This window comes from Massiliimalia massiliensis (genome assembly GCF_900155615.1).
In the GTDB taxonomy this organism is placed as follows: domain Bacteria; phylum Bacillota; class Clostridia; order Oscillospirales; family Ruminococcaceae; genus Massiliimalia; species Massiliimalia massiliensis.
In genome coordinates this window covers 366,538-390,313 of the sequence record NZ_FUHT01000002.1, presented here as the reverse complement: position 1 = coordinate 390,313, position 23,776 = coordinate 366,538, and the positions used below count along the sequence as shown (strand labels likewise).

Genomic DNA, 23,776 nt, shown 5'->3' with positions numbered 1-23,776 from the left:
TCCTGTTTCATTCCTGCCTTGCCGCATTGTCGGCTTTGATTTCTTCCTCTCTCGGATTGTGCTTGTCGATTTTCTTTGTCGGCAGATACACGCTGTTTTTATCAAATACCTTTAAATGCTGTTCGGGGTCGGAAATATGACGGTTGATAAGGTTGGTGTAAACAACCTTGACCTCCCGAAGAAAAGGCTCACTTTTGAATTTATCATCTTTCAAGGTAAAAAGGTGGCTCTCATAGATTTCACCTTTCTTGATGATAGTACAGCCTTTCCGTATCTGCCCATTCTCGTCGATAATCTCTTTCTTGGTGCGTACCCGCTTGCCCGTTTCATCAAAGAACACGCTTCGGGTGGCAATCTTGACTTCGGGTTCGGGCAAAAGCGTCCGTTCGCTGAAAATCAGATGAATGTGATAATTGGTCTTGCGTTTGTTGTGGTGCAGAGCCGACACACATTCCACACCGTACCGCCTGTGAAATTCCTCTGTAAAATCTTCAAGCACCTGCTGTGGCTCATACTGCGTGTAGACTTCGGGCAGGGCGATAATCAGTTCCCTTGCGTCGATACATCTTCCATCTGCGCCGCTTCGCCTAAACTCCTGCTGGCTTTCCCTTGCGAGGTTGCTCCAAAAGGCATTATCTGTGGTGCGGTAGGTGGCGTACAGATTTTCCTGCCTTGCGGGACTTGTGATATAGGAAATCCGTCCTTTGACATTCGGCAGCTTCGACATCTGTATGAAGCTGTGTCTTGCCATATTACCCTTTCTCCCTTAATGGGTGCGTTCTCTTTTTGCAACCGTCCTGACGGTTGCCGCTGTTTCGGCGGTCATTGTCGGCGGGACAGCGAAGAAAATTGCGGTGCAATTTTCTCTGTATCAATAAAGGGAATGTTTTGCCCGATATTGATACTTAGCTCCCCGCAGGGGCGAAATATATCCCTCGCACAAATCTCCGATTTGTACTCAGTCAAATCCAATTGGACAACTTGCTCTGTATCGAAGAAGAATATCAGGGTCTCATTCCATTACTTTTCAAACAATATTTTTCTGGAATTCGGATATTAGCGACACTATAAAGTTTATATCTTTCTAACATATTCTTTTTTACACACACCAAAATATAACGATAGCAATCCGCTATATTATCTGCAAAAGAGCTTGCATTACCTTTATTTAACTGCTGAAGCGCTAGAATGACCTGTTTGTTAAGATGAAAAATCGTGTGCCTCTTGGTTGGATAATAGGTAAAATGATGTCCCCATTCAAGCAGATGACTGATTTCAGATAAAATAATATACAAAGGTTCCAAAGTTGTATGTTTCATTATAAATTCCAAAATATTTCCTAAATAAATAGAGTGCGAAGAAGTAAATCTATCTGATAATTTATCCAGTTCTGCTCCAGTAAACTGCGGAGCCGCAACTAAAGCTGCCGGGCGAATAATTAATACCATTAACTGCAGAGCGTGGAGGTAACGTTGTGCTTTTTCTACATATCCGGAGTTAAGAGCCAGTTGATGAAGTTTCGTATCATCCGGTTCTATAACTATAGTGCCTTTACCATTTAACGTTTTTACGAAACCTCTCTGTTCGAGTTCCGACAAAGCTTTTCTGACCGTTGATATGGAGACATCATACTGGCTAGCCAGTTGCTTTTCATATGGAAGAAATATTCCCACGGGATATTCACCAAGACCGATTTTAAGATTTATGTCATCAACAATTTTTGAGTAATAATAATCCTGGCCTCGCATGGGATTCCACGAAAACTTCAAACCAGTTTGCACAGGACATTGAGGCATTGTTTTTGACAAGTAATTTAGCGTATCCTCAATGGAGGCCGTAAGGTTTTGATAAATATTTGATAACTGGTTGTACTTTGTAAGTGGATCATCGTCCTTTAATATATCCATCATAACGCTGGTTCCCGATGCAGAGTCCTGCAAAAAGTGTTCAGAGAAATAGGGACAATCTTCTGCAAAAAATGCAAGCTTATTATAAAGGCCAAATGTAGAATATAGTTCGCTGAACAGGGAATTACCGCCTATTTTTAATATCTCATATCCTAACTTAGAAAGAGAACGCCATGCACCAGCGATATGTCCCGAACGCAATGCTTTCATCGCCTGTTCATAGTGGGGCAGTACTTCCACATCACACCCCTGCAAAGCAAAAACCCAAAGTGAAGGAAGTATTAGAGCAAAAGTTTGATATACCTGTAAAATGCCTTTCTTTTGTTTTAAAACCTCGAAAACAGCGTTTAATGTATTAGAAGCCTCTTTTGTTGAAACAACAATCGGTGCAAGGCGGGGCTGAATATCAATCAATCCGTCCTCCCTTAAGGCGTCAAAAACGCGGTTAATCGTATATCTGCTAACATGGAATTGTTCGCAATACATCCTTGAAGATGGCAAGGCATTTCCAGGGGGTATTTGGCCCTCCAAAATGCACTGCTTAATTTCATTATATACAAATGTAAATTTTGTTTCCTGCGGTTTCATATCCCATCTCCTCTCTGCCTAAATTATACCATGACGAATCCATTTTGTCAGTATCAAAAAGGATCAACCTATTTGCACACCTTACCAATATGGATATTGCCTATACACAAGAGAATTTGTTATAATTAAGTTGTATAAGTATAAGAAAAAGGTTGAGTTTTATGGAAAAACAAAAAATCTTAATTATTGACGATTCAGAAATAAATCGTGCTCTTTTAATAGACATCCTTGGAGAACAATACGATGTGGTAGAGGCCGAAAATGGTGCGGAAGCAATTTCTATCCTTTCAAAGCAAAGACGTGATTTTTCCCTTCTGCTATTGGATATTATGATGCCCGAAATGGATGGCCTTGAAGTATTAACCTACATCAACAAATATCACTGGAATGACAATTTCGCTGTTATTATGATTTCTGCGGACGATTCCCCCGAAAACATAAAGCAGGCGTATGATTTGGGAGCTTTTGACTACATCAGCCGTCCTTTTGATTTGACGATAGTCCAGCGTCGAATTTCTAATACGATGTTTTTATACGCGCGGCAGCAGCGTCTTGAAAAATTATTGCAAGAACAATTTCATGAGCAGGAAAAGAATAATAAGCTGATGATCTCAATTTTGTCTCATATTGTAGAATTTCGTAATGGAGAGAGCGGCTTGCATATACTGCATGTTAATACGATTACAAGATATTTACTGAAGCAGTTGATTCAGCTTACAGATCAATATCCTTTGTCTAAAGCAGATATTTCTTTGATCAGTACTGCTTCTGCGCTTCATGATATTGGGAAAATCTCAATTTCTGATGCAATATTAAATAAACCCGGCCGACTTACGGCAGAGGAATTTGAAGTGATAAAAACGCACTCAGTGACTGGTGCTAACATGCTGTTAGACCTGCCCATTGAGCAGCAGGAGACTCCGCTTGTCAAAGTGGCTGCAGAGATTTGCCAGTGGCATCACGAAAGGTATGATGGCAATGGTTACCCGGATGGATTGAAGGGTGAGGAGATACCCATAGCTGCCCAGGTGGTTGCTCTGGCCGATGTTTACGATGCATTAACCAGTGAACGATGCTATAAGAAAGCTTATTCACATGAAGAAGCTTTGAAAATGATCTTAGATGGACAATGCGGTGCATTTAATCCTTCTCTTTTACTGTGTCTGCAAGAAATTGCAGACACACTTGAAAGTGAGCTGATTGACGCCTCCCCGGAACAAGAGACTAAAAATATTCAAGATATAAGAAATAAAATAGACTACGATAGAATGTTTTCCTGTGGAAAATACCCCAACCGCTTTCACAAACAGTATAATGAGTCTTTATTATATATAGATTCCTTAACCAATATCTACAATCGCCGTTATTACGACGAACATTTTCAAGGCGCAGATACTATTCAAGCGTTAGCCGTCATAGACGCAGATGATTTTAAGCATATCAATGATAGTTATGGCCACGATGTAGGCGATATCGTGCTGCAAAACATTGCGCAAACCGCTTTGTCCTGTGTGCGAAAAACAGATGACGTAATCCGTTATGGTGGCGATGAGTTTGTCATTGCTTTTTACAGCATACCCGCAGATGTATTTGAGAAAAAGCTGGATCAGATCCGAGACGCCATTGATAATCTGATAATCAATAACCATCCCGAACTACATATATCTGTAAGCGTAGGCGGCGCTTATGGAACGAGAACTGCAAAAGAACTCTTTAAAGCGGCAGACGATATGATGTATCAGTCAAAAAATACAAAGAATAAGGTAAGCACCTGTTTCCTTAATAAGGATAAAGGAAACACAGACATGATCTAAAGGGGGAAAATATGGATTATGAATCTAAGAGATTGTTATATAAAATTGGGCGGCGATTATGATGAGGTATTGGGTAGATTGCGGAGGGTGCAGACCGTCCAGAAATTTGTTTATAAATTTCTGGACGATAAAAGCTATCGCTTGTTTGAACTATCTATGGGTAGTAAAGACTATGCTGAGGCTCTCAGAGACGTTCATACCCTCAAGGGAATTTGTCAAAATCTTTCATTTACCAGATTGTTTGAAAGTAGTAGTTTGGTAACTAATGCATTAAAAGAAAACGATTGGAAGAAAGCCGCCGTTATGATGCCTCAATTATCCGAGGATTACGATCAAACAGTGAATGCTATTGAAGAGTACCGGAGATCCCAGGAGGAATAACCGTAATGGAAAACAGGAAAAAGAAGCATGCTGCCACAAAATTTCTAATATGCAGTTTCATTGGACTGTTGATCTTTAGTATTATCATTTTCAGTCTGCTTGGGATCTATATGAGCCAAAAAAGTAAAAACACCGTTTATGAAATCGGGAATATTTATATGTCTGGAATGAATGAACAGATGTCCAGACACTTTGAAACTGTAATAAAGTTGCGTTTTGATCAGGTCAGCGGCATTGTTTCCGTTGTCTCAACAGATAACAATGATAGGGCGAATCTATATGAGGAACTCATTTACAGGACACAGGTCAGAGATTTTGATTATTTGGCCCTTTGTTCTGCCGAGGGGAATTTTCAGACGCTTTATGGGCAAGCAATTCGACCACTTAATCCAGAGCCTTTTGTAGAAGCACTATCAAAGGGGGAACAAAGAGTCGCTGTAGGCATTGATTCTGCTGGAAATGAAGTGGTGTTGTTTGGCGTTGACGCTGCCTATCCGATGCATAACGATAAAACAAGCACTGGTCTGATCGCGGCCGTTCCTCTGGAGTATATTACCGAATTCCTTTCCTTAGAGGATGAAGATCAGTTGATGTATTATCATATTATCAGGCCGGACGGCAGTTTTGTAATACAAAATTCCAACAATGAATTACAGTATTTTTTCCAGAAACTGCAAAAGTTGCTTGATCCATCGGTAAATGAGCTGCCTGCAGAGGATTCCATCGAGGGATTGGGGACTGCGTTAAAGAACTGCCAAGAGTATGCAACAACATTTGAAGTGGACGGTGAAGAACGGCAAATTTATGGGATACCATTACCCTATTCTGAATGGTATTTGATATCGGTTATGCCCTATAGCTCATTGGATAGTACCATAAACAATCTGAGCAGTCAGCGCATATTTATGACAGTATTGTCCTGTATTTCTATATTAATCATTCTGACATTGATTTTTATTCGGTATTTCTTCATAACCCGTTCTCAGGTGTATGAATTGGAGAAGGCCCGGCAGACTGCTCTTGAAGCGAACAAAGCCAAAAGCGAATTTTTAGCAAATATGAGCCATGATATTCGTACACCCATGAATGCAATTGTCGGCATGACCGCGATTGCCACAGCCCACATAGATGACCAGAAACAGGTACAGAATTGCCTTAGAAAAATTACATTATCAAGTAAACATCTATTAGGGCTGATCAACGATGTTTTGGATATGTCTAAAATTGAAAGTGGGAAATTAACTTTAACAACAGAACAAATTTCATTAAAGGAAGTTGTTGAAGGAATTGTTAATATTATGCAGCCACAGGTTAAGACAAAAAAGCAAACCTTTGACATACATGTTGAAAATATCTTAACCGAAAATGTGTGGTGCGATGGAGTACGCTTGAATCAGGTTTTGTTAAACCTTTTATCGAACGCAACAAAGTATACACCGGAGGGAGGTTCGATACAATTATCCCTCTCTGAAGAAAAATCTCCGAAAGGAGAAAACTATGTCCGAACTCATATTAAGGTCAAGGATAACGGAATTGGTATGTCGCCAGATTTCCTGAAAAAAATATATGAATCCTATAGCCGTGCGGATGGAGCCAGAATACATAAAACTGAGGGTGCCGGTTTGGGAATGGCGATTACCAAGTACATTGTGGACGCGATGGAGGGAACCATTGACATAAAAAGTGAACTTGATAAAGGCACCGAGTTCTTTCTCAGGTTTGATTTTGAAAAAGCGGTTGCCGAGGAGATGGATATGGTTCTTCCCTCGTGGAATATGCTGGTGGTTGATGATGACGAATTGTTATGTGAGACAGCAACGGACGCACTAAAATCGATCGGAATAAAAGCAGAATGGACATTAAGTGGAGAAAAAGCGATAGATCTGGTAATTCAACACCATAAAAAGAGAGATGATTATCAAATCATTCTACTTGATTGGAAACTGCCAGGCATGAATGGGATTCAGGTTGCAAAGGAAATCCGACGTAATTTAGGAGATGAAGTGCCGATTTTGCTGATTTCTGCATACGACTGGAGTGAATTTGAATCGGAGGCTCGTGAAGCGGGTATTAATGGTTTTATATCTAAGCCGCTTTTTAAATCTACGTTGTATCATGCTTTGCGCCAGTATATGGGCACTGAAGCGGAACACGGCCAGACAATGAACCAAGCGAATGATCTATCCGGTTGCCGTATCCTGCTTGCCGAGGATAATGAACTAAACTGGGAGGTTGCGAAAGAATTGCTGTCCGATTTAGGCGTGGAACTGGCTTGGGCAGAGGATGGCCAGATATGTCTGGACAAGTTTCAAAATTCACCTGAGGGATATTACGATGCCATTCTTATGGATATCCGTATGCCGCATATGACAGGTTATGAGGCAACAGAGGCAATCCGAGGATTGAATCATCCTGATGCTCTATCTATTCCGATTATAGCTATGAGCGCAGACGCCTTTTCCGACGATATCCAGCGTTGCTTAGAATGCGGTATGAATGCCCATATAGCAAAGCCTATTGACATTCTGGAATTGACTCGATTGTTAAAGAGATATTTATAACATATATCCAGCCCTAAAAGCGTGTGTCTTCGGACACGCGCTTTTATATTTATTACCTATTACCACTTTTTCGTCTTTGGGGTAGACCACCACCATTCCAATTATTTTTAAAGAAATTGGAATGGTAGGACAAATGGATTACGAATATTAGATTAAGACTGTAAATGAAGAAGATCGTAAAGAATGCAAGCCGCAGTTTTCGTTATCATTGTTACTACTAATGAGTTTGAATGAAGCACTTATTTTCCAAAAACGATTTTTAGTCCCCACAACAACTTTATCACAGAATGATTCAACGAGGACTTTATGGATCCTGTCCAAGAGGACGATTATCTCTTGTATGAATCATCAAACATGCACCTTTATGGTAAGGTAAAACTTATCCCCTATTTCGAGTGCCTTGGTTTGTATTTTTCTTTTTTTACCAAGAACTAGTACCGCTGTCATGCCCAATCCCGAAAGTCCCAAAAGCACAGCCCAAAGCAGAAGACTACTGCTATCACCTGTTTGCGGTGTATCATCCTTAGGTTCATCCGGCGTGTTCGGGCTGTTTGGATCGCTCAGGTCGGTCGGGTCCGTTGGATCAGAAGTGTCGCCGCTGGCTTTGTAGTTGTTAAAGGCCTCGGTAACGGTAGTATTCGCAATAATCGTGCTGGTAGCCGTTGTTTTGCTTGCTCCGTTCACAGTAACCGTATAGCCCTCGTTGTCGCTTTCTTAGACCGTATAGCCCACACTGGCGGGAAGATTTGAAGTGGTTTTACGTTCGTCCGCTTTCAAGGTAAAAGCGGCAACACCGTTTTCAAAGGTCATATCCCCATAGGTTCCGCTGATTGTGGTATTATCGAGCGTTACGGTAAAGGTAAATGCCTTTGTGTTGCTTGCACCGTTGCCGGAAACCGTTTTTGATACGGTCAAGTTACCTATCGGAGCATAGGTATTCGTGATATTTATAGAAATAGTCCGGCTATCTTCATCTACAACAGCATCGGAATATGTCCGCGTAAAATGCTCCGACACTGGATTTTCCATCGCAGCGTAAGACACATTTCCACTCAATGTATCAACACCCGGAAGCTGCTCAAACGATCCTGTCCAATTATTATCTGCATTCAATTCAATCGGATCAAGAACCGTATCGCCGATTTTTAAATATACAGTTACAGGCTGCTTTAAGCTGTCATCTGTAAGTTCTTTCCAGTCTTTCGTCACATTTAAAGTCAAGTCATCTTGTTCTCCGATTATAACGCCGCCATATTCGGGTGCTATATTTTCGGTGATGAACAGTTTGACATTGTTTACTGCAAGTGGGATGGCTGCAGAGTCGATAGTAGCCGCCAATGCCAAACTTTGCTTTTCTTCCACGACATCGACTGGCTTCGCACTTGCATCACTAGTATACCTTAGAGCAGACTTGTCTGTCGAGCCGAGGATTAAGCCGGTAGAAGGTGCAAAAATTCTACCATCCCTGTAATACAGAACCGAACCGCCGCCCAAAATCCACTTGGCAAGGATTAGGCTGCTGTCCTTCTTGGATTTGGTAAAGGCTATATCATTTCCGGCACCATCAGCAGTATTGCCGTAAATGACTCCGCCATTGGTAACATAAATCTTACCATCGCCGATAGAACAAAACCACAAACCACCACCCTGATCACCACTTTTGTTTTCGGCAATGACAACATTCTTCATGTGCAGGGTACTATGTCTCGAGTCATTCCCCTCAACATACACGCCGTCGCCCATACTTGCGTGATTTTTACTGATATTACCGGCGTTTAATTACACATTATTGGAAAAAGAATAGATACCACCGTTGGTTCCGGTAGTATTCTCTGAAATCTCACCGCCGTTCATCAAAAATCGGCTTCAAAAGTAATACCTGTCTGCATGGACTGTGAGATTTTAGTAGTTTCAAAGACACAAGAAGAGATAAATGTAGATGTATGGGAGATTGATGGACAAAGGTTATTCACAAAATCTAAAGAATATCAGCAGTGACTGGAATGGTCTAAGGAAGTATAAGTCTCTCTTAGCACTGACCAAATTGACTGTAATATCAAGCTTCTGTCTGATACAACATATTGATTTAAACATGAAATATACTTGACAAAATCATATATTTTGTATATACTGAAACTGTGATTGATTTTTGTGCATAAGATTGGCTCTTATCACACGTTGTTTATGATTGTACGTTTACCGGAAACAGCTATGTTTGCATAGCCGTTTTCGGTATTTTTTTAGGCAAAGCAGAAAGGAGGAAAAAGGATTGGTCACGATAACCGCTTTGGGATATGTAACAGATGATCCGCAGCTGAAGCTCAGTCAAAAAGGGAGGACATACAGTTCTTTTGTTTTGGCAGTACAGCAGGGATACGGAGAAACTTCCCATACCATGTATCTGCAATGCTGGGCATTTGATACACAGGCAGAGCTGTTGTCGAGAATGAGAATTAGAAAGGGAAGCTGTCTTCAAATCAGCGGAGATCTGGACGATGTGGAATACCGGTCAGAGGAAGGGATCAGGCATATCCTGAAGGTAAAGCTTTATCAGTGGAAACAGGTATTGCCGACGACCCGAATGCAGAAAGGATCAATTACAGAACCGGCTGGAGAACATAATAAGATCCAGCTGGAGGAACTAGAAATAACAGATACGGACTTTCATGTGTGAAATAGATCAGGCACAGAGGGGCTGAACAGTTAAGAAAGAAATTTCAAAGCTGTCCGGTCCCTCTTTTTTATTTCAGTCAGGGAATGTCCGGAAAGAAAGGAATGGTATCAATGGACTCGAAGACTCATATAAAGAGTCTCCGCATATTACTGCTGGCTTTTGTGATCCTGCTGCTGTTTTTCCGACCATCAGAATACTATTGGCTTTATGCTTTGGTGTTCGTGGTCTGGAGCTTTGCGGCAGTGATCGCAAGACTGCCGGAAGCCCAGTCAAAATGGAGGCATTTTCGGACACAGTGGAAATACCGGCTGACATTAAGAACAGGAAAAACCGATTCGGTGCAAAAGGCAGTTCTGTCTCATTTGAACTATCGTGTGACTGAAATTCTGAGAAAAGAATATCCTGAAGCAATTTGGAATTGGGGCACAGCTCAGCCGGAACAGCTTGCAGAACAGGGAGGAAAAGGCAAAATTCTAACAAACCATACCGGAAAATATCATTCCGCGGAGGTGGTGATAGATCCTTTGTACCGTGTATTCGTTAATATGCAGGAAGGGGAAGAACCGAAAAAAGCGTCGTCAGACCAGATCCAAAAACCTGACGCCAATGAGGAACTGGTCAGCGTCTGGTTTGAAATGGCGGCGAAGGATAAGCTGCACGGCCTGGTTTCGGAGCTTAGCTCTCAGGGCTACAGCCGCATCGACATTCTGGAAAGCGGAGAAGTAGTTATTACAGAAGGGGAAAAAATGAGGTAAAAGACATTGTTCCGGATATGCCTGAACGATCCTGCTGGAAATACTTGGCCGGAAAGCTGGAGCAGATGGGACTGACCCCGCAGATCAGAAAAAACTGCGTGACGGTAGAGTGGTAAGGGGGGAGAAGATATGGGAAAGACCCCCATATATAGTAAATGGACATGGGAATGCGAGCTGCCGGAGCCGTTTGATGATGATTCGGTAAATAAAAGGCGGAAAGATGTATTTTCCCAATACAACTATACCAAAGCGCCGGTTGCCACGCTGCACGGGCCTACGCTCCGGGGGATTTTTGCATATATGGACATAGAGACAGGCCGAAAAAAAGGAGGGATCGGAACGCTGGGCAATCGGACGGTTGTGGAATACCATGCGAACAGCGGCGAGATCCAGATCGCTTTGTATGATCCGGACAGCGGCGGGATCAGAATAACCTGCTTTAAACCGCCGTACAATGCGGCTTCGGCCTATACCCTGTCTTCCGGATCGCGAACAGGGACTGCGGTTTTTCTGGCGATTATGGAAACCGCGCTGAAGGAATCAGAATTTCAGAAGCAATATCAGGAATTGAAGGAATGGAGAAGACAGGGAGAGTCGCTCTCCTACAGCAAAATAGAAAGCGCGTGGATCCTCTGCGATAACTTTTACCGGAGGATCATGGAGGAAAAAATTTTGTTTGACGCTCCTTATCCTGGTATTTTTGATATGATCGCTCAGTCTGAAATCAGTGATGGAACAATTATTCCGGACCAGATTTTGCATGGACGGTTTGAGATGTTGAAGCCGGTGTTCCGTCCAGTAAAGCATTCGGATTTTGTGGATCGATATTCCTTTTCCCAGCGTACTTTTTCAGGACAGGAGAAGGATTTGATTCCAAGACTGCCGGACTGGTATGTAATACCGGAACAGGCAGTAGAGATCTGCCTCCATATCAAGGAAACGACGGGGACACAGAATCCGATGAGAAATTTTCTGATGCGTGGGCCTGCCGGAACGGGAAAGACAGAAGGCGCGAAAGCGATCGCGGCAGGATTAGGGCTGCCGTATCTTTCACTGACCTGTTCTGCAAATACAGAAATATATGATCTCCTGGGACAAATCATACCTGAAGTTAATAACAATAAAGTCCCAGAGCTGCCTGATTTTCAGGATATACAGATGGATCCGGCAACAGCATATTTTAAAATGACAGGCTCCTATGACGAAAACATTACTGAGGAAGAGGTGTTCCGGGAATTAGTGAAATGTATGCAGCGAAAGAACGGGGCGCAGTCCTTCCGGTATGTTGACACGCCGTTGGTTCAGGCAATGCGGTACGGATATTTGGTGGAATTGCAGGAACCCGCGATCATATCGAATCCCGGCGTGTTAGTCGGACTGAATTCACTGCTGGACCGCTGTTCCTGTGTCACGCTTCCTACCGGGGAGGTCGTTGCGCGTCACCCGGATACCGTTGTGGTAGTAACCACTAACAGCGATTACGAGGGCTGCAAAAATCTGAACCAGTCAGTGATCAGCCGAATGGATCTGGTTTTTGATGTGGAACAGCCTAACATAGAAACCGTTGTAGAAAGGATCTGCGGGATCACCGGCTGTACGGAAAAGAAAACTGTATTCGAAATGGCGAAAACCGTGGAAATGATCCAGTCACAGTGTCATGACCTGATGATCCTGGACGGTTGCTGCGGAATGCGGGAACTGATCGCATGGGTCCAGAGCTATATGGTCGGCCATGACCTGGAGAAATCGGCAAGATTTACAGTGTTGAGCGCGGTATCATCTGATGCGGAAAACAGGAAAGCGATCTATGATACCTGTTTCGCGCCGCAGCTCGTTTCATTGTTAGCGGGGTGAGGAATCATGAGGACAACACATCTTGAGATCCGGAAGATGATCCAGGATCAGAAAAAAAGCCTGACCGACAAAGAGATTTTTTCCTCCCGTACATTTCAGGCATATCTCATGGATTTAGCTGAATCAGCAGCCAAAAGGTGCGGCGTCAGCCTGAAGATCATATGCCAGTGGCATGAACTGGAGGAAACTGCGGCGCAAACAAACGGCCAAACGATCTTTATCAATGCAGCTAATCAGATAACGGCGAGCTTCCCGACCTGGAAAACCAAATTGATAAGCATGGTCGGACTTCTTGCCCATGAGCTGGCGCATATTTTATTTACCGATTTCAGCGTTTATCATGCCTTTCTCAAAGCGTACAGCAACATGCTTTTTTATCCTTCTGAACCGAAAGACCTGTCTGTAACGATGGAACAGAATTTAAAGGAGATCAAGGAGTTTCGATCGAAAGGCAGCTTGGCGGCCTCAGCGATCCTGCTTGAAACAGCAAAGGATCTCCTGAATATTTTGGAAGACGGATTTGTTAATATGAGAATGTGCAGCGAGTACCAAGGACTTTACCGGACAGGGATCCTGCAAAATAACCTGTGGTCGATCGAGAGATTCAAAAACGATCCGGGATCCAATGCGCTGACCTGCCTGAGAAATTTCGTGCTGATATATACCATGACGATGGACAGCAGGCAGACGGCTTTCTGTCCCGAATCCCTCAGAGATACCGCGAACCAGCTGATCCCTGTCATAAAACAAGGGATAAGGACTTTTCAGCCCAGAGAGCGCTGCGGCTGCGTCAACCTTCTGCTCCTCCAGCTCTGGCCATATGTCCGGCCTATGATCGAACAGGCGGAACAGAAAATGAAGGAACAGGGTCAAAAGCCGGAAGAAATTTTAGAAAAGATCGGTCAAGGCTGTTTGCCTGTAAGCGTTGTACCAGAAGGAGTCCATGATATAGGAAAGGCAAAAGTTTGCGGGATTTCTGAGATCTCGGAAGAAACCATCGGGCAGATACAGAAGGAAAACATGGAGATCCAGAACGTAGTTGAATACGAGAAGGGCAGGATAGAGCTGGAAGAAACTGAGGACAGCTGGGAATGCGGCGGTAGGATATTGAGCTATGACAGGGATTACGGTGGTTCCGGATATGGAAAAGCAGTTTCGGATCTTCAGCGTATGCTGGAGAATATCGCGGTAAATACGGTAAACCAGAAACTGGAATCAGATTACCGTGATAAGTTAAAAGCCCAAGCGTCTGCGATTGATTACGGGAATGCCCATCAGGGAATCTCTATCACGGTCCACCGTATCCTACAGGCAGATGAGCGGCTGGTCGACAGCTACCATCAGCATATGAAGCTGCTGCGCCCTGTGTCCAAGCGTCTTCAGCAAATGATAAAGCATTTTGTAAAGGAACAGCAGGCAGGAAGCAAGCATACTGGCCTGTATTTTGGAAAAAGGCTGGAAACCAGAAACGTGGTGCATGGCGACGGAAAATATTTCTACCGGAATAATCTGCCGAAGGAAAGCCTGGATTTGGCAGCCGCGCTGCTGATAGACCAATCCGGGTCGATGAGCAGCAGGGACCGCCTGACGAACGCCAGAGCGTGCGCGGCGGTGATCTATGATTTTTGCCAGGCTATGAATATCCCTGTAATGGTGTACGGGCATAATTCGGACAGCAGTGATGTGGATCTGTATTCCTATGCGGAGTTTGATTCTATCGACGGCCAGGACAAGTACCGGATCATGGATATGGCTTCCGCGGGGTGCAACCGCGACGGCGCCGCCCTTCGGTTTGTGGCAGAACGCCTTTTAAAGCGTCCGGAACGGACCCGGCTATTGATCCTGATTTCAGATGGACAGCCCGCTGCCTTCGGATATTCAGGAACTGCCGCAGAGGCAGACTTGAGGGGGATCAAGAGAGAGTACGCCAACAAAGGGATCACATTGTTTGCAGCTGCGATTGGGGAGGATAAGGAGAATATCAGGAGGATCTACGGGGACGGTTATCTCGACATTACCGATCTTCATAAGCTCCCTGTCCGTCTGACGCAGTTGATCATACGATATATTCAAAAAAAGATGTAAGAAAAGAAAGGAAGAACAAACATGATCGCAAGCGGAACAAAAAAATTTCCATTAGTAGAAGAAGGGATCCACACTGCTGTCTGCAACTGGATCATTGGCCTGGGCATGCAGCACAATGACAAGTTTAACACCAGCCAGCTAAAGGTGCTGATCGGCTGGCAGCTTTTAGATGAGGAAGTTGAGGTGAACGGAGAAATGCTGCCTCGGCAGATAAGCCGGACATTTTCTTTATCTTTATCGGAAAAAAGCCTTCTCCGTCCGTTTTTGAAAGGCTGGAGGGGAAAGGATTTTACTCCGGAGGAGATCAATGCTTTCCCGGTAGAATCGCTGCTCGGAAAAGGCGCGCAGATCCAGGTGATTCATAATACGGGGACTAACGGGACCTATGCGTCGGTTGAAAACGTTTTACCGCTTCCAAAGGGTGTGAAGATCCCCAAAGTAGAAACCAAGTATTTTGATTTTGACGAACCGGCGACCTATGCGGTGTTTGACAGCCTGCCGAAATATCTGAGAAATCAGATCTATGAAGCGGAAAATTTCTGTGATCTTGGGATCGACTATGATCCGGATCAGGACGACCAGGAAGGAACCGCGCCGTCTGTGAATACGCCGAAACAAAACTTTAATATGGCGGATTACGAGGAAGTGTGTTAAGAGGACTGGAAGAATCAGTATAAAGACGGCAGAGGGATTTTTCCCTCTGCTTCTTTAACTTAGTATTGGAGGGAAGAAAAATGAAAAGAATGTCAGAACAGGAACAGGAATTTGCCGCCGAACATCATACGCTTGTCTATCGTTTTCTGCATTACTATCACTTGCCCGTCGAGGAATATTATGATGTGGTAATTATGCGGTACTTGAATGCAGTGCAAAGATACCTGAACAGATTGGGATTGCGGCAGTATTCTTTTACAATGAGATCCGGCGAAAAGCCAACTCTGAATTTGACGCTCTGCTGGACGAACAGGAAATAGACGGGATATTAAGACATTTGGATACCGGCTTTCCTGATAAGCTGACTGAAATGGCAGAAGGCTTTGTGAACGATCTGATCTCCAAGCTTCGCGAGCGCGGAATCGACTTGCGGTACTGCCGGAGTATTTGGACTGGCGGAGGCTCGATCCTGCTGCGGGAATATATCCGGCGCAGCGAAAAGGTTGGAAACACGGTGTTTCTGGACAACTTAAATGCAAATGCCGCAGGCTATGAACTGGCATACCGTGAGGCGCGGGAATCCAAATGAAAAAAGACGAGGGACGTTTTACACTGCAATTCAACATGCAGGATCCGAAAGAGGCTTCGGCAGCAAAGGAGTTAAATCGGTACAGACATAAGGCTCCGTTTGTTGCTCAAGCGGTATGGCATTATATGAACCGCAGCTGCCGGGAAGAAACCGGGATCAGCCGGGAAGAACTCAGGCAGACTGTTATTGATATTGTTAAGGAATATTTAAAAGAGAATACTTTGGCTGTGATACCAGAAAATATGGAACCGAAGAAGGAACTCCAAAAGCTGGACCGGGAAACTGCGACCAGTCTGAAAAGCTCCCTGTCAGCGTTCCGAAGAAAATAAAGAAAGCAGCCCGAAAAATCTTTTGGGCTGCTTTGTTCCTTTTCTTAGCAAAAGTAACAGTTTCATATTTAGGGAGATGATGATCTCCATTGGGATCTTGACAACTGAATCCTACTGTGTTTGGGAATACAGGTGCTTCAGATAGTATGCTTTTTTGCGTGCCTGAAGAAAAATGGCGCACAGCGCCGCCTGAAAACACGCCCTAATATCCGGAAAGGCAGGAAAGCTCAGGCAGACAGTAGAGAGAATAGGAATAAAAAACAAGCGGCCGGGAACTTTCCTTCCTCCCTTGAAATATGATATACTGGGGGTGGCTCTTTTATTTGAAGGGAGGGAAGAGATGATCATTCCGGGCTGCAGCGAATAGGGGGAACTATATTATGAATGAAAACCAGAACAGGCAGCCTGAAATTACGCAGGATCAGGAATCATATACCATACAGGAGATCGCGAGGATCTTACAGATGTCGGAACGCGCGGCAAACCACTTTTGCTGCCATACGGACAAGTTTATTGTCAAACGGTGCGGGCCGAAGCTTCTGCGGATCAACAAAGCGTCCTTTAATGAATGGTGGAATTCCGGGAGCAGATAGGCTGCCATAAAGTAAAGGAGCAAATGATTATGGCGTCTATACGAAAAAGGAAAACAAGATATGGAATAGTATATACAGTGCTGTATGACTATGTAGACGAAACAGGTGTCCGCAGACAGAAAAGTGCAGGAACTTTCCATGAAAAGATAAAGGCTGAACAGGAAAAAGCAACTATCGAACTAAAGATGCTGAAAAACCAGTTTGTAATACCCAATGGGAAAACAGTTAAAGAATATTTTGAGAACTGGATCCCGGTACGGGCGCGGACAAAAGGCTGGGCATACAGCCGGTTACAGTCCGCCGCGTCACTGCTAAAAGCCCACATATATCCGGAAATAGGAAATTTACCTTTGCAGAAGGTGACTCCTTTTGTGATCGAACAGCTTTTTATTAGCCTCCGGACAAAGAAAAGCGATAAGACGGGAGACTATTTATCAGGTTCTACGCTTGGGGGCATTTATGAGCTGTTAAAGCCGGGATTTCAGGACGCGGTAAGGACCCGGCAGCTCGAAGAAAATCCGGTGCAGATAGCAAAGCCCGAACGGGATACAGAGGAAACCGCTTTCTGGACGCTGGAAATGCTAACGATAGCTTTGGACAATATTCAGGACAAGCTGCTGCATCTGCTGGTACACACCGCGGCGACCAGCACCTCCAGGGAGGGGGAAACCACCGCGTTTACCTGGGATTGTATCAACTGGGAGAAAGGAACGGTCAAGGTCGACAAAACCCTCCAGAGGGTAGCGAAGGAAGCGATAGAACTGTTGAGCGACCGGGATATTATACGGGTCTTTCCAAGCAAGGTGAAGAACAGTAAATCCATATTGGTGCTGAAAAAGGTAAAAACGAAGAAAAGCAAGCGGGAGATCTACATCACGCCGAATTTGCTGAAAGAGCTTCGGTACCGCCAGCAGCAAGTGGCAAAGAACCGGGCGTATTATGGGGAAGAATATCATGACTATGATCTGGTCTTTTGTCTGGACAACGGAGATCCCATTGAACCGAAGCTGTGTGAGAAGTGGTTTGTGAAATGGCAGGCGCAGAGCGGCCTGGATCTGCCGAACATTACTTTTCACGGACTGAGGCATACCGGGACGACGATCCTTTACCGGCTGAGCAGGGGAGATGTGAAAACAGTACAGGGATTTACCGGACACGCTTCTGCTAAGGTTCTGATGGATACCTATAACCACACGCTGGCAGATTCCGAAAAGGGATTGGCGAAAAAGCTGGCGGACAGCCTGTATATGGATTCCGAACAGGAAACCAAAGAAAATCAATTTGACGATCTGGTGGAGAGCATAAAAAAAGACCCCTTGCTGAAGCAAAGGATCCTAAATGCACTAAACACACATTAAGGTCAGTTTTTCAGTCTGTTGACAAATGTTGACAAAACCATCATACAGCTCTTAATTTTTTAATACGACAAATTACATTTTAGCAAGAGACTTTAAAATTGAATTATTTTTTTGTCAACAAAACTAAATACCCGAAAAACAGTCTATGTTGACAATGTTGACAAAAATAACAGCGGGCAATGTCTCACAAAGCCCGCTGTTATGGTACGCCAGAAGGGATTCGAACCCCCGACCTTTTGGTTCGTAGCCAAACACTCTATCCAACTGAGCTACTGGCGCATACCGATTTGATATTTCCGTCAAACGAATTATCCTGTCTTTGAACGCTTAAATATAATATCATATTCTGGGAGGCTTGTCAAGTCCTTTTTCAGATGGAGTAAAGTCAAAACGATGTCTGGCCCAGAATTTATTTTACAAAGAGGTAAAACTATGCTATAATAAAAAACCGAATAGTCTATACAGTGCGCACAAAGGAGGCTGAGGCTGGATGGAGAAAATTAAAAGCTTTACTATCAATCATGATACGTTGACGGAAGGGATTTATCTTTCCAGGGTGGATGGCGATATCAATACCTATGATGTCCGGTTAGTAAAGCCCAATCAGGACGGCTTCCTCTCAACTGCCTCCATGCATACGATTGAACACCTGTTTGCCACCTATGCCCGAAACAGCGAATGGAAAGACAGCGTGATTTATGTAGGCCCTATGGGATGCCGTACCGGATTTTACCTGTTGATGCGCAATACGGCCAGCCACCAGGCGGTAATTAGACTGATACAAGAATCGTTTGCGTTTATTGCTTCCTTTAAAGGAGAAATTCCGGGAAGCAGACAGGAAGAATGCGGAAATTATCTGGATCATGATTTGGAACAGGCCAAAAAAGACGGAGCGTCTTTTTTGCAAAAGATTCAAGAATACTCGGAATCAAAGCTTGATTATCCGGATTAGCCGGCATATGTCACATATGAACTTGTTTTAATTTGTGAACATTTTCTAAAAAGTAAATTAAATAGTTACAAAACGGTTGCAAATTTGAAAAAAATGATTATAATAATATTTAGTTGTTACTGATTTGTAACAATTCAACACCTGGGAATTTTCATGACATCTGTATTCCGGCAGAGCCGGGGTACAGATGGTTTATTGTCTAGATTCATTTTGAACAAAGGAGGTCTCACGGTGGCAACAAGTAATAGTATCAGCCGTGCAGATATTGCTTATTATCCAAACCGGGCAAAAGAATATTCCGGATATCATAAAAAGGGATTCCGTAGGTCGATTCGCTCTGCTGCTGCAAGCAGAAGCGAGCTTCGAAAAGCAAAAACACAGGCTTCAGAAAATGCTGTTATTGCTTTTTTCAGCCTGATCGGCGGCGGTATTGCAGATAGCTTCTATATTATGGGCGTCATTTTAAATTATCTGCGTGTTGCGGTGTTTGTCCGCCAGGAACGTCGTCTTTACTGGCAGATGAAAAAGCTGGGAATCCGCTTGTCCTATATAATGGGACAGGTAAAAACCGGCCTGACATTGCCATTTGTTAAAACTGCGGCGGGGTTTAGGCTGATGGGACAAGCTGTCCGGGCAAAGCGGGGCCAGTCCTTTGGCGCGAAATTTATGGCGGTTGCGGACGTTTTTTATTATGGGTGCCGCAATAACATCAATATCTTTAAAACAATGGCAAATTATATTCTCCCAGTCATGGGCGTCGCATTATTCCTCTGCGTGATTACAATGGCTGGAAAGCTGTCCATGGCTGTATCTGTTACCTATAATGGGGAGCAGCTTGGTTATGTCCAGTCGGAAGCAATTGCGGAAGAGGCAAAGCAGATTGTTACTGGCAGGCTGGTATTCCTGAATGACAGCGAGCGGGATTTGGTTGAAATACAGCCATCTTATTCCCTGGATATTATTCAGAATGAAAGCATGATGAATGAATACCAATTGGCGGATAAGATTATCAGCCTTTCTGGGGACGAAATGGTAACCGCAAAGGGACTGTACGTTAACGATGTGTTCTATGGCGCCTGCGAAGGGAACGGAACTGAGCTTGAAACTGCGCTGCAGACTCTGCTTGATAGTTTTCGCAGCGGCGACAAGGATGAAACGGTTTCCTTTGTGGATGATGTCCAGGTCATTCCAGGCGTATATGTTGTGAATAATATTGTATCTGCCGACAGTCTGGTTTCCCAGATTCAGAGCAGGGATACAAGCGAGGCATACTACACAGTCTCTGCGGACGAAACAGCCGGGGAGGTTGCAGAAGTAAATAATATTTCAGTAGACGAACTGAAAGAGCTGAATCCAGATGCCGGCATTAAAACTGCCAAAACAACCCTTGAAGAAGGACAGAAGGTAGCAGTTGCCGAATATGATTCTTTCCTGCCGGTTCAGGTAATCCGTACTGAAACGTATAAAGAAGAGGTGGACTTTAAGACAACCACCACAAAATCTGCCGAATACGTGAAAGGGACTGTCAAAACATTAAAAGCCGGGAAAAAGGGCGAAAATGAAGTGACTGCAAAGGTCTCCTATGTTGACGGCGAAGAAGTTTCACGCGAGGTTGTGAGCACCAAGGTAATTACAGAGCCGGTTGACCGTGAAATTGTTCAGGGTACTGCGACACCGGTTTCCGCTTCCGGTTCTACTGGGGATGGAAAGATTAATTCCGGCTTTATCTGGCCGCTTTCTGGAAATGCTTATGTTTCTTCCGGATATGGCTCCAGGAGTATGGGGTACCATGGCGGGGTTGATATCTGCCTGCGGGGCGGAACGTACGGCGCTTCTGTCCGGGCAGTAGCTTCCGGGACCGTAATCTATTCCGGATATATGGGAAGCTATGGGAAGCTCGTCAAGATTGACCACGGCAACGGCCTGCAGACCTATTATGGCCATAACAGCCAGCTTCTGGTCTCAGTGGGAGACACTGTGGCGCAGGGTGAGACCATTGCAAAGGCTGGCGCGACCGGGCGAGTAACCGGGCCTCACGTTCATCTGGAGGTTCGTGTAAACGGTTCACGCCGCAATCCGATGAATTATCTGCCATAAAATGAATAAAAAAGAGCTGTGAGATCATTCTCACAGCTCTTTTTTACATTTTGGATAATAATGAACGAATACTACCGCGTGTAAAATATTGCGCAGCACCTTTTACAAACTCGTCAAAGGAAAAGCTGGCCTCATTATCAGCGCAGTCTGACATAACGCGGATAATGGTGAACGGAATTTGGTATTCATAACAAACCTGCGCCATCGCGGCGCCCTCCATCTCCACACACTTGATATTATCTACTTTGCTGTAAAGCCATGCGTTCTTTTGGGGATCGCAGATAAACTGGTCACCGGAAGCGATGGTGCCGGTAACCACTCGGGGCTCTTGAATCCCGAATTTTGTAAGATGCTCCTGCGGAATATCCCCATGCATTTCGTTTTGGATATATTCTCTGGCCGCCTGGTCTGCCTGCAGGGTCAGGAGAGGATCAGACTGAAAATAGCTGATATCGATTAATGGAATGCGGAAGGTATCAGTTTCATCTACTGAAAAATCATGCTGAACACTCCGGTCTGCGATGACAACGTCTCCTACCTTCAACGACGGGTCAACAGCTCCTGCCGTTCCTCCGAAAATAATCTGGTTCACGCCAAAATGTTCAATCAGCAGGGTGGTGGTTACTGCGACTGCAACCTTTCCGATCCGCGACATGACCAGAACAACCTCTTTCCCGTAAAGAATGCCCTGAATAAACCGGCGTCCGGCGATCACAGTATCCTGCTCTGAACGGATATCCTGTTCCAAGAGCGCGATCTCTTCCGGGATCGCGCAGATAATTCCAACTGCCATCTTGTTTTCTCCTTCCCTTTTCTATAATGTGGTTGGTTGTTGCTTATTATAGCATAACGGGCGAAAAAATGCTATAATAGTCGGGAAAGTTATTTCATCCGAAGGAAGGGGAAATGCCTTATGGCAAAGAAAACGGCAAAAACAAATGCAATGCGGATTTTAGACCGTGCGGGAATTTCCTACCAAACCTACACCTATGAATCGGAGGATGGTGTGATTGATGGAATCTCTGTAGCTGAGAAGCTGAACCAGCCGCTGTCTCAGGTGTTTAAAACCCTGGTTACCGTAGGGCACAGCGGGGAGTACCATGTGTTTGTAATCCCGGTCGCCGCTGAACTGGACTTGAAGGCCGCCGCCAAAGCGGTTGGGGAAAAATCGGTGGAGATGATCCCTGTGAAGGAGATTAACAGGGTGACTGGATATATCCGTGGGGGATGCTCGCCAATTGGAATGAAAAAGCAGTATGCCACCTGCGTGGACAAAAGCTGTCTGAATCAGGATACCATCATTTTCAGCGGCGGGAAGATCGGCTTTCAGATTGAGATGAAGCCGCAGGAGCTGTTGGAATTGGTTGCCGGAACAACATCGGATATTACGGTCAGATAATCGGGAAAATAAAAAGCAGCAGAGCATACGCTCTGCTGCTTTAATGATTTTAGAACTTTTCAGCGGCATATTTTGCAATATACTGCATCCGTTCCGGAATAGTAATCAGCTGAGGACAGTGCTGCGCGCATTTTCCGCAGGCAACGCAGCGGTCGGCACGTTCGCTTTCCGCAGTTTTCTCATATGCCACTTTATAGCCGTCGATATCATTGACAGCCGCGTACTGGTTGTAGAGGGAGAACATTTTCGGGATATCTACTCCTGCCGGACAGTCCATACAATACCGGCAGCCGGTACATGGAATAGTGTAGAATTCCTTGTAGGCGGAAACGGCCTCCTCAATGACCTCCCGTTCAGAATCCTCCAGAGGCTTAAACTGCTCGATAGTCGCAATATTGTCCTTAAGCTGATCCATATTGGACATACCGCTCAGAACGGTGAGGACGTTCGGCAGACTCGCCGCATAGCGCAGCGCCCAGGAAGCAACTGAGACGTTGGGATTCGCCGCCTCAAAAAGCTCATTGGAGCGCTGACATGGGCTGGCAAGCGTGCCGCCCCGAATCGGCTCCATGACGATGCAGGGCAGGCCATGCTGTTCCAAAATTTCATACTGGCGTTTTGCGTCCTGCATTTCCCAGTCAAGGTAGTTCAATTGGATCTGGGCAAAATCCCATTCGTATTCATCACAGATCTGCTCCAAAAGCTCCGGCTTATCGTGGAAAGAGAAGCCGAGGTAACGGATTTTTCCTTCCGCCTTCATCTTTTTCAGGAATTCATAGGCGCCGAAGTCCTTCATTCTCTGGTAATGCCCGGCGTTTAAGCTGTGAACGAGGTAGAAGTCAAAATAATCGGTTTGCAGGCGTTCAAGCTGGAACTGAAAAATGCGCTCTATATCTGCGGGGGTATCGGCCATCCAGACCGGCATTTTGGTTGCAAGGTAGAAGCTTTTGCGGTCAAATTTTTTCAAGGCCCTTCCTACAAACGGCTCTGAGCCGCCGTCGTGATACATATGCGCCGTATCAAAATAATTGACGCCGTGTGCATATGCATAATCGATCATGGCTTCCGCGGCCTTTTCGTCAATGTCCTCCTTGTCGGGAGATATTTTCGGCAGGCGCATCATTCCCATCCCAAGCAGGGATACAGAAATGTCTGTATTTTTATAAGTCCTTTGTTCCATACTCCA

22 protein-coding genes and 1 tRNA gene are annotated in these 23,776 nt (G+C 44.6%); 16 read left to right on the top strand and 7 right to left on the bottom strand.

Features of this window, described 5'->3' with window-relative positions:
* Window positions 1–7: 7 nt before the first annotated feature.
* Both CZ360_RS14420 and CZ360_RS01815 read right to left on the bottom strand, forming a co-directional pair.
* Window positions 8–751: a MobA/MobL family protein gene (locus CZ360_RS14420; protein WP_456085446.1), complete on the bottom strand. Its 744-nt coding sequence runs from the start codon at window positions 749–751 to the stop codon at window positions 8–10.
* Between the two features lie 253 nt (window positions 752–1,004).
* On the bottom strand, window positions 1,005–2,495 hold the full coding sequence (locus CZ360_RS01815; RefSeq protein ID WP_077532485.1) for a GntR family transcriptional regulator: 1,491 nt from the start codon (window positions 2,493–2,495) through the stop codon (window positions 1,005–1,007).
* Between the two features lie 161 nt (window positions 2,496–2,656).
* Here CZ360_RS01815 and CZ360_RS01810 point away from each other — a divergent pair, with 161 nt between their 5' ends.
* Genes CZ360_RS01810 through CZ360_RS01800 form a run of 3 tightly spaced genes read left to right on the top strand, consistent with a single transcriptional unit; the run spans window position 2,657 to window position 7,251 of the window.
* Window positions 2,657–4,309, top strand: a complete 1,653-nt coding sequence (locus tag CZ360_RS01810) for a diguanylate cyclase domain-containing protein (protein WP_077532484.1) — start codon at window positions 2,657–2,659, stop codon at window positions 4,307–4,309.
* A gap of 18 nt (window positions 4,310–4,327) precedes the next feature.
* Window positions 4,328–4,690, top strand: coding sequence for an Hpt domain-containing protein (locus tag CZ360_RS01805; protein ID WP_077532483.1), 363 nt, complete (start codon window positions 4,328–4,330; stop codon window positions 4,688–4,690).
* 5 nt (window positions 4,691–4,695) lie between these two features.
* The gene (locus CZ360_RS01800; protein ID WP_077532482.1) at window positions 4,696–7,251 is read left to right on the top strand and encodes a hybrid sensor histidine kinase/response regulator; all 2,556 of its coding nucleotides are present in this window, start codon (window positions 4,696–4,698) and stop codon (window positions 7,249–7,251) included.
* A 348-nt stretch (window positions 7,252–7,599) separates the two neighbouring features.
* Here the strand turns inward: CZ360_RS01800 and CZ360_RS01795 are convergent, their stop codons facing one another.
* Together CZ360_RS01795 and CZ360_RS01790 are read right to left on the bottom strand one after the other, a co-directional pair.
* Window positions 7,600–7,935 (bottom strand): sortase B protein-sorting domain-containing protein, encoded by a 336-nt coding sequence (locus CZ360_RS01795; protein ID WP_077532481.1) that lies wholly within the window; start codon window positions 7,933–7,935, stop codon window positions 7,600–7,602.
* A 30-nt stretch (window positions 7,936–7,965) separates the two neighbouring features.
* The gene (locus tag CZ360_RS01790) at window positions 7,966–8,940 is read right to left on the bottom strand and encodes a DUF7601 domain-containing protein (RefSeq protein ID WP_159438074.1); all 975 of its coding nucleotides are present in this window, start codon (window positions 8,938–8,940) and stop codon (window positions 7,966–7,968) included.
* Between the two features lie 580 nt (window positions 8,941–9,520).
* On the opposite strand from CZ360_RS01790, the gene CZ360_RS01785 reads away from it, so the two are divergent.
* From CZ360_RS01785 to CZ360_RS01740, 10 genes are all read left to right on the top strand, one after another.
* Entirely contained in the window at window positions 9,521–9,925 is a 405-nt protein-coding gene (locus tag CZ360_RS01785; RefSeq protein ID WP_159438073.1) for a single-stranded DNA-binding protein, read from the top strand.
* Between the two features lie 110 nt (window positions 9,926–10,035).
* A complete protein-coding gene (locus CZ360_RS01780) occupies window positions 10,036–10,680 on the top strand; it encodes a hypothetical protein (RefSeq protein ID WP_077532478.1) in 645 nt (214 codons plus the stop codon).
* A gap of 129 nt (window positions 10,681–10,809) precedes the next feature.
* Entirely contained in the window at window positions 10,810–12,534 is a 1,725-nt protein-coding gene (locus CZ360_RS01775) for an AAA family ATPase (protein WP_077532477.1), read from the top strand.
* 6 nt (window positions 12,535–12,540) lie between these two features.
* Window positions 12,541–14,619, top strand: coding sequence for a vWA domain-containing protein (locus tag CZ360_RS01770; RefSeq protein ID WP_077532476.1), 2,079 nt, complete (start codon window positions 12,541–12,543; stop codon window positions 14,617–14,619).
* A gap of 21 nt (window positions 14,620–14,640) precedes the next feature.
* Window positions 14,641–15,273: a phage replication initiation protein, NGO0469 family gene (locus tag CZ360_RS01765; protein ID WP_077532475.1), complete on the top strand. Its 633-nt coding sequence runs from the start codon at window positions 14,641–14,643 to the stop codon at window positions 15,271–15,273.
* 80 nt (window positions 15,274–15,353) lie between these two features.
* Window positions 15,354–15,593: a hypothetical protein gene (locus CZ360_RS01760; protein WP_077532474.1), complete on the top strand. Its 240-nt coding sequence runs from the start codon at window positions 15,354–15,356 to the stop codon at window positions 15,591–15,593.
* Window positions 15,594–15,610: 17 nt separating this feature from the next.
* Window positions 15,611–15,862: a hypothetical protein gene (locus tag CZ360_RS01755; protein WP_077532473.1), complete on the top strand. Its 252-nt coding sequence runs from the start codon at window positions 15,611–15,613 to the stop codon at window positions 15,860–15,862.
* Window positions 15,859–16,191: a hypothetical protein gene (locus CZ360_RS01750; RefSeq protein ID WP_077532472.1), complete on the top strand. Its 333-nt coding sequence runs from the start codon at window positions 15,859–15,861 to the stop codon at window positions 16,189–16,191. Before CZ360_RS01755 ends, CZ360_RS01750 begins: the two co-directional genes overlap by 4 nt.
* Window positions 16,192–16,571: 380 nt before the next feature.
* Window positions 16,572–16,784: a hypothetical protein gene (locus CZ360_RS01745; RefSeq protein ID WP_077532471.1), complete on the top strand. Its 213-nt coding sequence runs from the start codon at window positions 16,572–16,574 to the stop codon at window positions 16,782–16,784.
* Between the two features lie 29 nt (window positions 16,785–16,813).
* Window positions 16,814–18,142, top strand: a complete 1,329-nt coding sequence (locus tag CZ360_RS01740) for a site-specific integrase (protein WP_159438072.1) — start codon at window positions 16,814–16,816, stop codon at window positions 18,140–18,142.
* 202 nt (window positions 18,143–18,344) lie between these two features.
* Here the strand turns inward: CZ360_RS01740 and CZ360_RS01735 are convergent.
* Window positions 18,345–18,421, bottom strand: a tRNA-Arg gene (locus CZ360_RS01735).
* 211 nt (window positions 18,422–18,632) lie between these two features.
* Here CZ360_RS01735 and CZ360_RS01730 point away from each other — a divergent pair.
* Together CZ360_RS01730 and CZ360_RS01725 are read left to right on the top strand one after the other, a co-directional pair.
* Window positions 18,633–19,094 (top strand): S-ribosylhomocysteine lyase, encoded by a 462-nt coding sequence (locus CZ360_RS01730; RefSeq protein WP_077532469.1) that lies wholly within the window; start codon window positions 18,633–18,635, stop codon window positions 19,092–19,094.
* Window positions 19,095–19,325: 231 nt separating this feature from the next.
* The gene (locus CZ360_RS01725; RefSeq protein ID WP_159438071.1) at window positions 19,326–21,191 is read left to right on the top strand and encodes a M23 family metallopeptidase; all 1,866 of its coding nucleotides are present in this window, start codon (window positions 19,326–19,328) and stop codon (window positions 21,189–21,191) included.
* A 43-nt stretch (window positions 21,192–21,234) separates the two neighbouring features.
* Here the strand turns inward: CZ360_RS01725 and CZ360_RS01720 are convergent, their stop codons facing one another.
* The gene (locus tag CZ360_RS01720) at window positions 21,235–21,984 is read right to left on the bottom strand and encodes a 5'-methylthioadenosine/adenosylhomocysteine nucleosidase (RefSeq protein ID WP_077532467.1); all 750 of its coding nucleotides are present in this window, start codon (window positions 21,982–21,984) and stop codon (window positions 21,235–21,237) included.
* Between the two features lie 120 nt (window positions 21,985–22,104).
* Between CZ360_RS01720 and ybaK the strand changes: the two genes are divergently transcribed.
* Window positions 22,105–22,590 carry a Cys-tRNA(Pro) deacylase gene (gene ybaK, locus CZ360_RS01715; RefSeq protein ID WP_077532466.1) on the top strand — a complete coding sequence of 162 codons (486 nt, stop codon included), beginning with the start codon at window positions 22,105–22,107 and terminating at the stop codon, window positions 22,588–22,590.
* Between the two features lie 49 nt (window positions 22,591–22,639).
* Here ybaK and CZ360_RS01710 read toward each other — a convergent pair whose 3' ends face one another.
* Window positions 22,640–23,770 (bottom strand): aldo/keto reductase, encoded by a 1,131-nt coding sequence (locus CZ360_RS01710; RefSeq protein ID WP_077532465.1) that lies wholly within the window; start codon window positions 23,768–23,770, stop codon window positions 22,640–22,642.
* Between the last annotated feature and the right edge of the window lie 6 nt (window positions 23,771–23,776).

Coding starts and splice junctions, on each gene's coding strand:
- CZ360_RS14420 (WP_456085446.1), bottom strand. CDS start 751: ATGGCAAGACACAGCTTCATACAGATGTCGAAGCTGCCGAATGTCAAA.
- CZ360_RS01815 (WP_077532485.1), bottom strand. CDS start 2,495: ATGAAACCGCAGGAAACAAAATTTACATTTGTATATAATGAAATTAAG.
- CZ360_RS01810 (WP_077532484.1), top strand. CDS start 2,657: ATGGAAAAACAAAAAATCTTAATTATTGACGATTCAGAAATAAATCGT.
- CZ360_RS01805 (WP_077532483.1), top strand. CDS start 4,328: ATGAATCTAAGAGATTGTTATATAAAATTGGGCGGCGATTATGATGAG.
- CZ360_RS01800 (WP_077532482.1), top strand. CDS start 4,696: ATGGAAAACAGGAAAAAGAAGCATGCTGCCACAAAATTTCTAATATGC.
- CZ360_RS01790 (WP_159438074.1), bottom strand. CDS start 8,940: ATGAAGAATGTTGTCATTGCCGAAAACAAAAGTGGTGATCAGGGTGGT.
- CZ360_RS01780 (WP_077532478.1), top strand. CDS start 10,036: ATGGACTCGAAGACTCATATAAAGAGTCTCCGCATATTACTGCTGGCT.
- CZ360_RS01775 (WP_077532477.1), top strand. CDS start 10,810: ATGGGAAAGACCCCCATATATAGTAAATGGACATGGGAATGCGAGCTG.
- CZ360_RS01770 (WP_077532476.1), top strand. CDS start 12,541: ATGAGGACAACACATCTTGAGATCCGGAAGATGATCCAGGATCAGAAA.
- CZ360_RS01765 (WP_077532475.1), top strand. CDS start 14,641: ATGATCGCAAGCGGAACAAAAAAATTTCCATTAGTAGAAGAAGGGATC.
- CZ360_RS01760 (WP_077532474.1), top strand. CDS start 15,354: ATGAAAAGAATGTCAGAACAGGAACAGGAATTTGCCGCCGAACATCAT.
- CZ360_RS01750 (WP_077532472.1), top strand. CDS start 15,859: ATGAAAAAAGACGAGGGACGTTTTACACTGCAATTCAACATGCAGGAT.
- CZ360_RS01745 (WP_077532471.1), top strand. CDS start 16,572: ATGAATGAAAACCAGAACAGGCAGCCTGAAATTACGCAGGATCAGGAA.
- CZ360_RS01740 (WP_159438072.1), top strand. CDS start 16,814: ATGGCGTCTATACGAAAAAGGAAAACAAGATATGGAATAGTATATACA.
- CZ360_RS01730 (WP_077532469.1), top strand. CDS start 18,633: ATGGAGAAAATTAAAAGCTTTACTATCAATCATGATACGTTGACGGAA.
- CZ360_RS01720 (WP_077532467.1), bottom strand. CDS start 21,984: ATGGCAGTTGGAATTATCTGCGCGATCCCGGAAGAGATCGCGCTCTTG.
- ybaK (WP_077532466.1), top strand. CDS start 22,105: ATGGCAAAGAAAACGGCAAAAACAAATGCAATGCGGATTTTAGACCGT.
- CZ360_RS01710 (WP_077532465.1), bottom strand. CDS start 23,770: ATGGAACAAAGGACTTATAAAAATACAGACATTTCTGTATCCCTGCTT.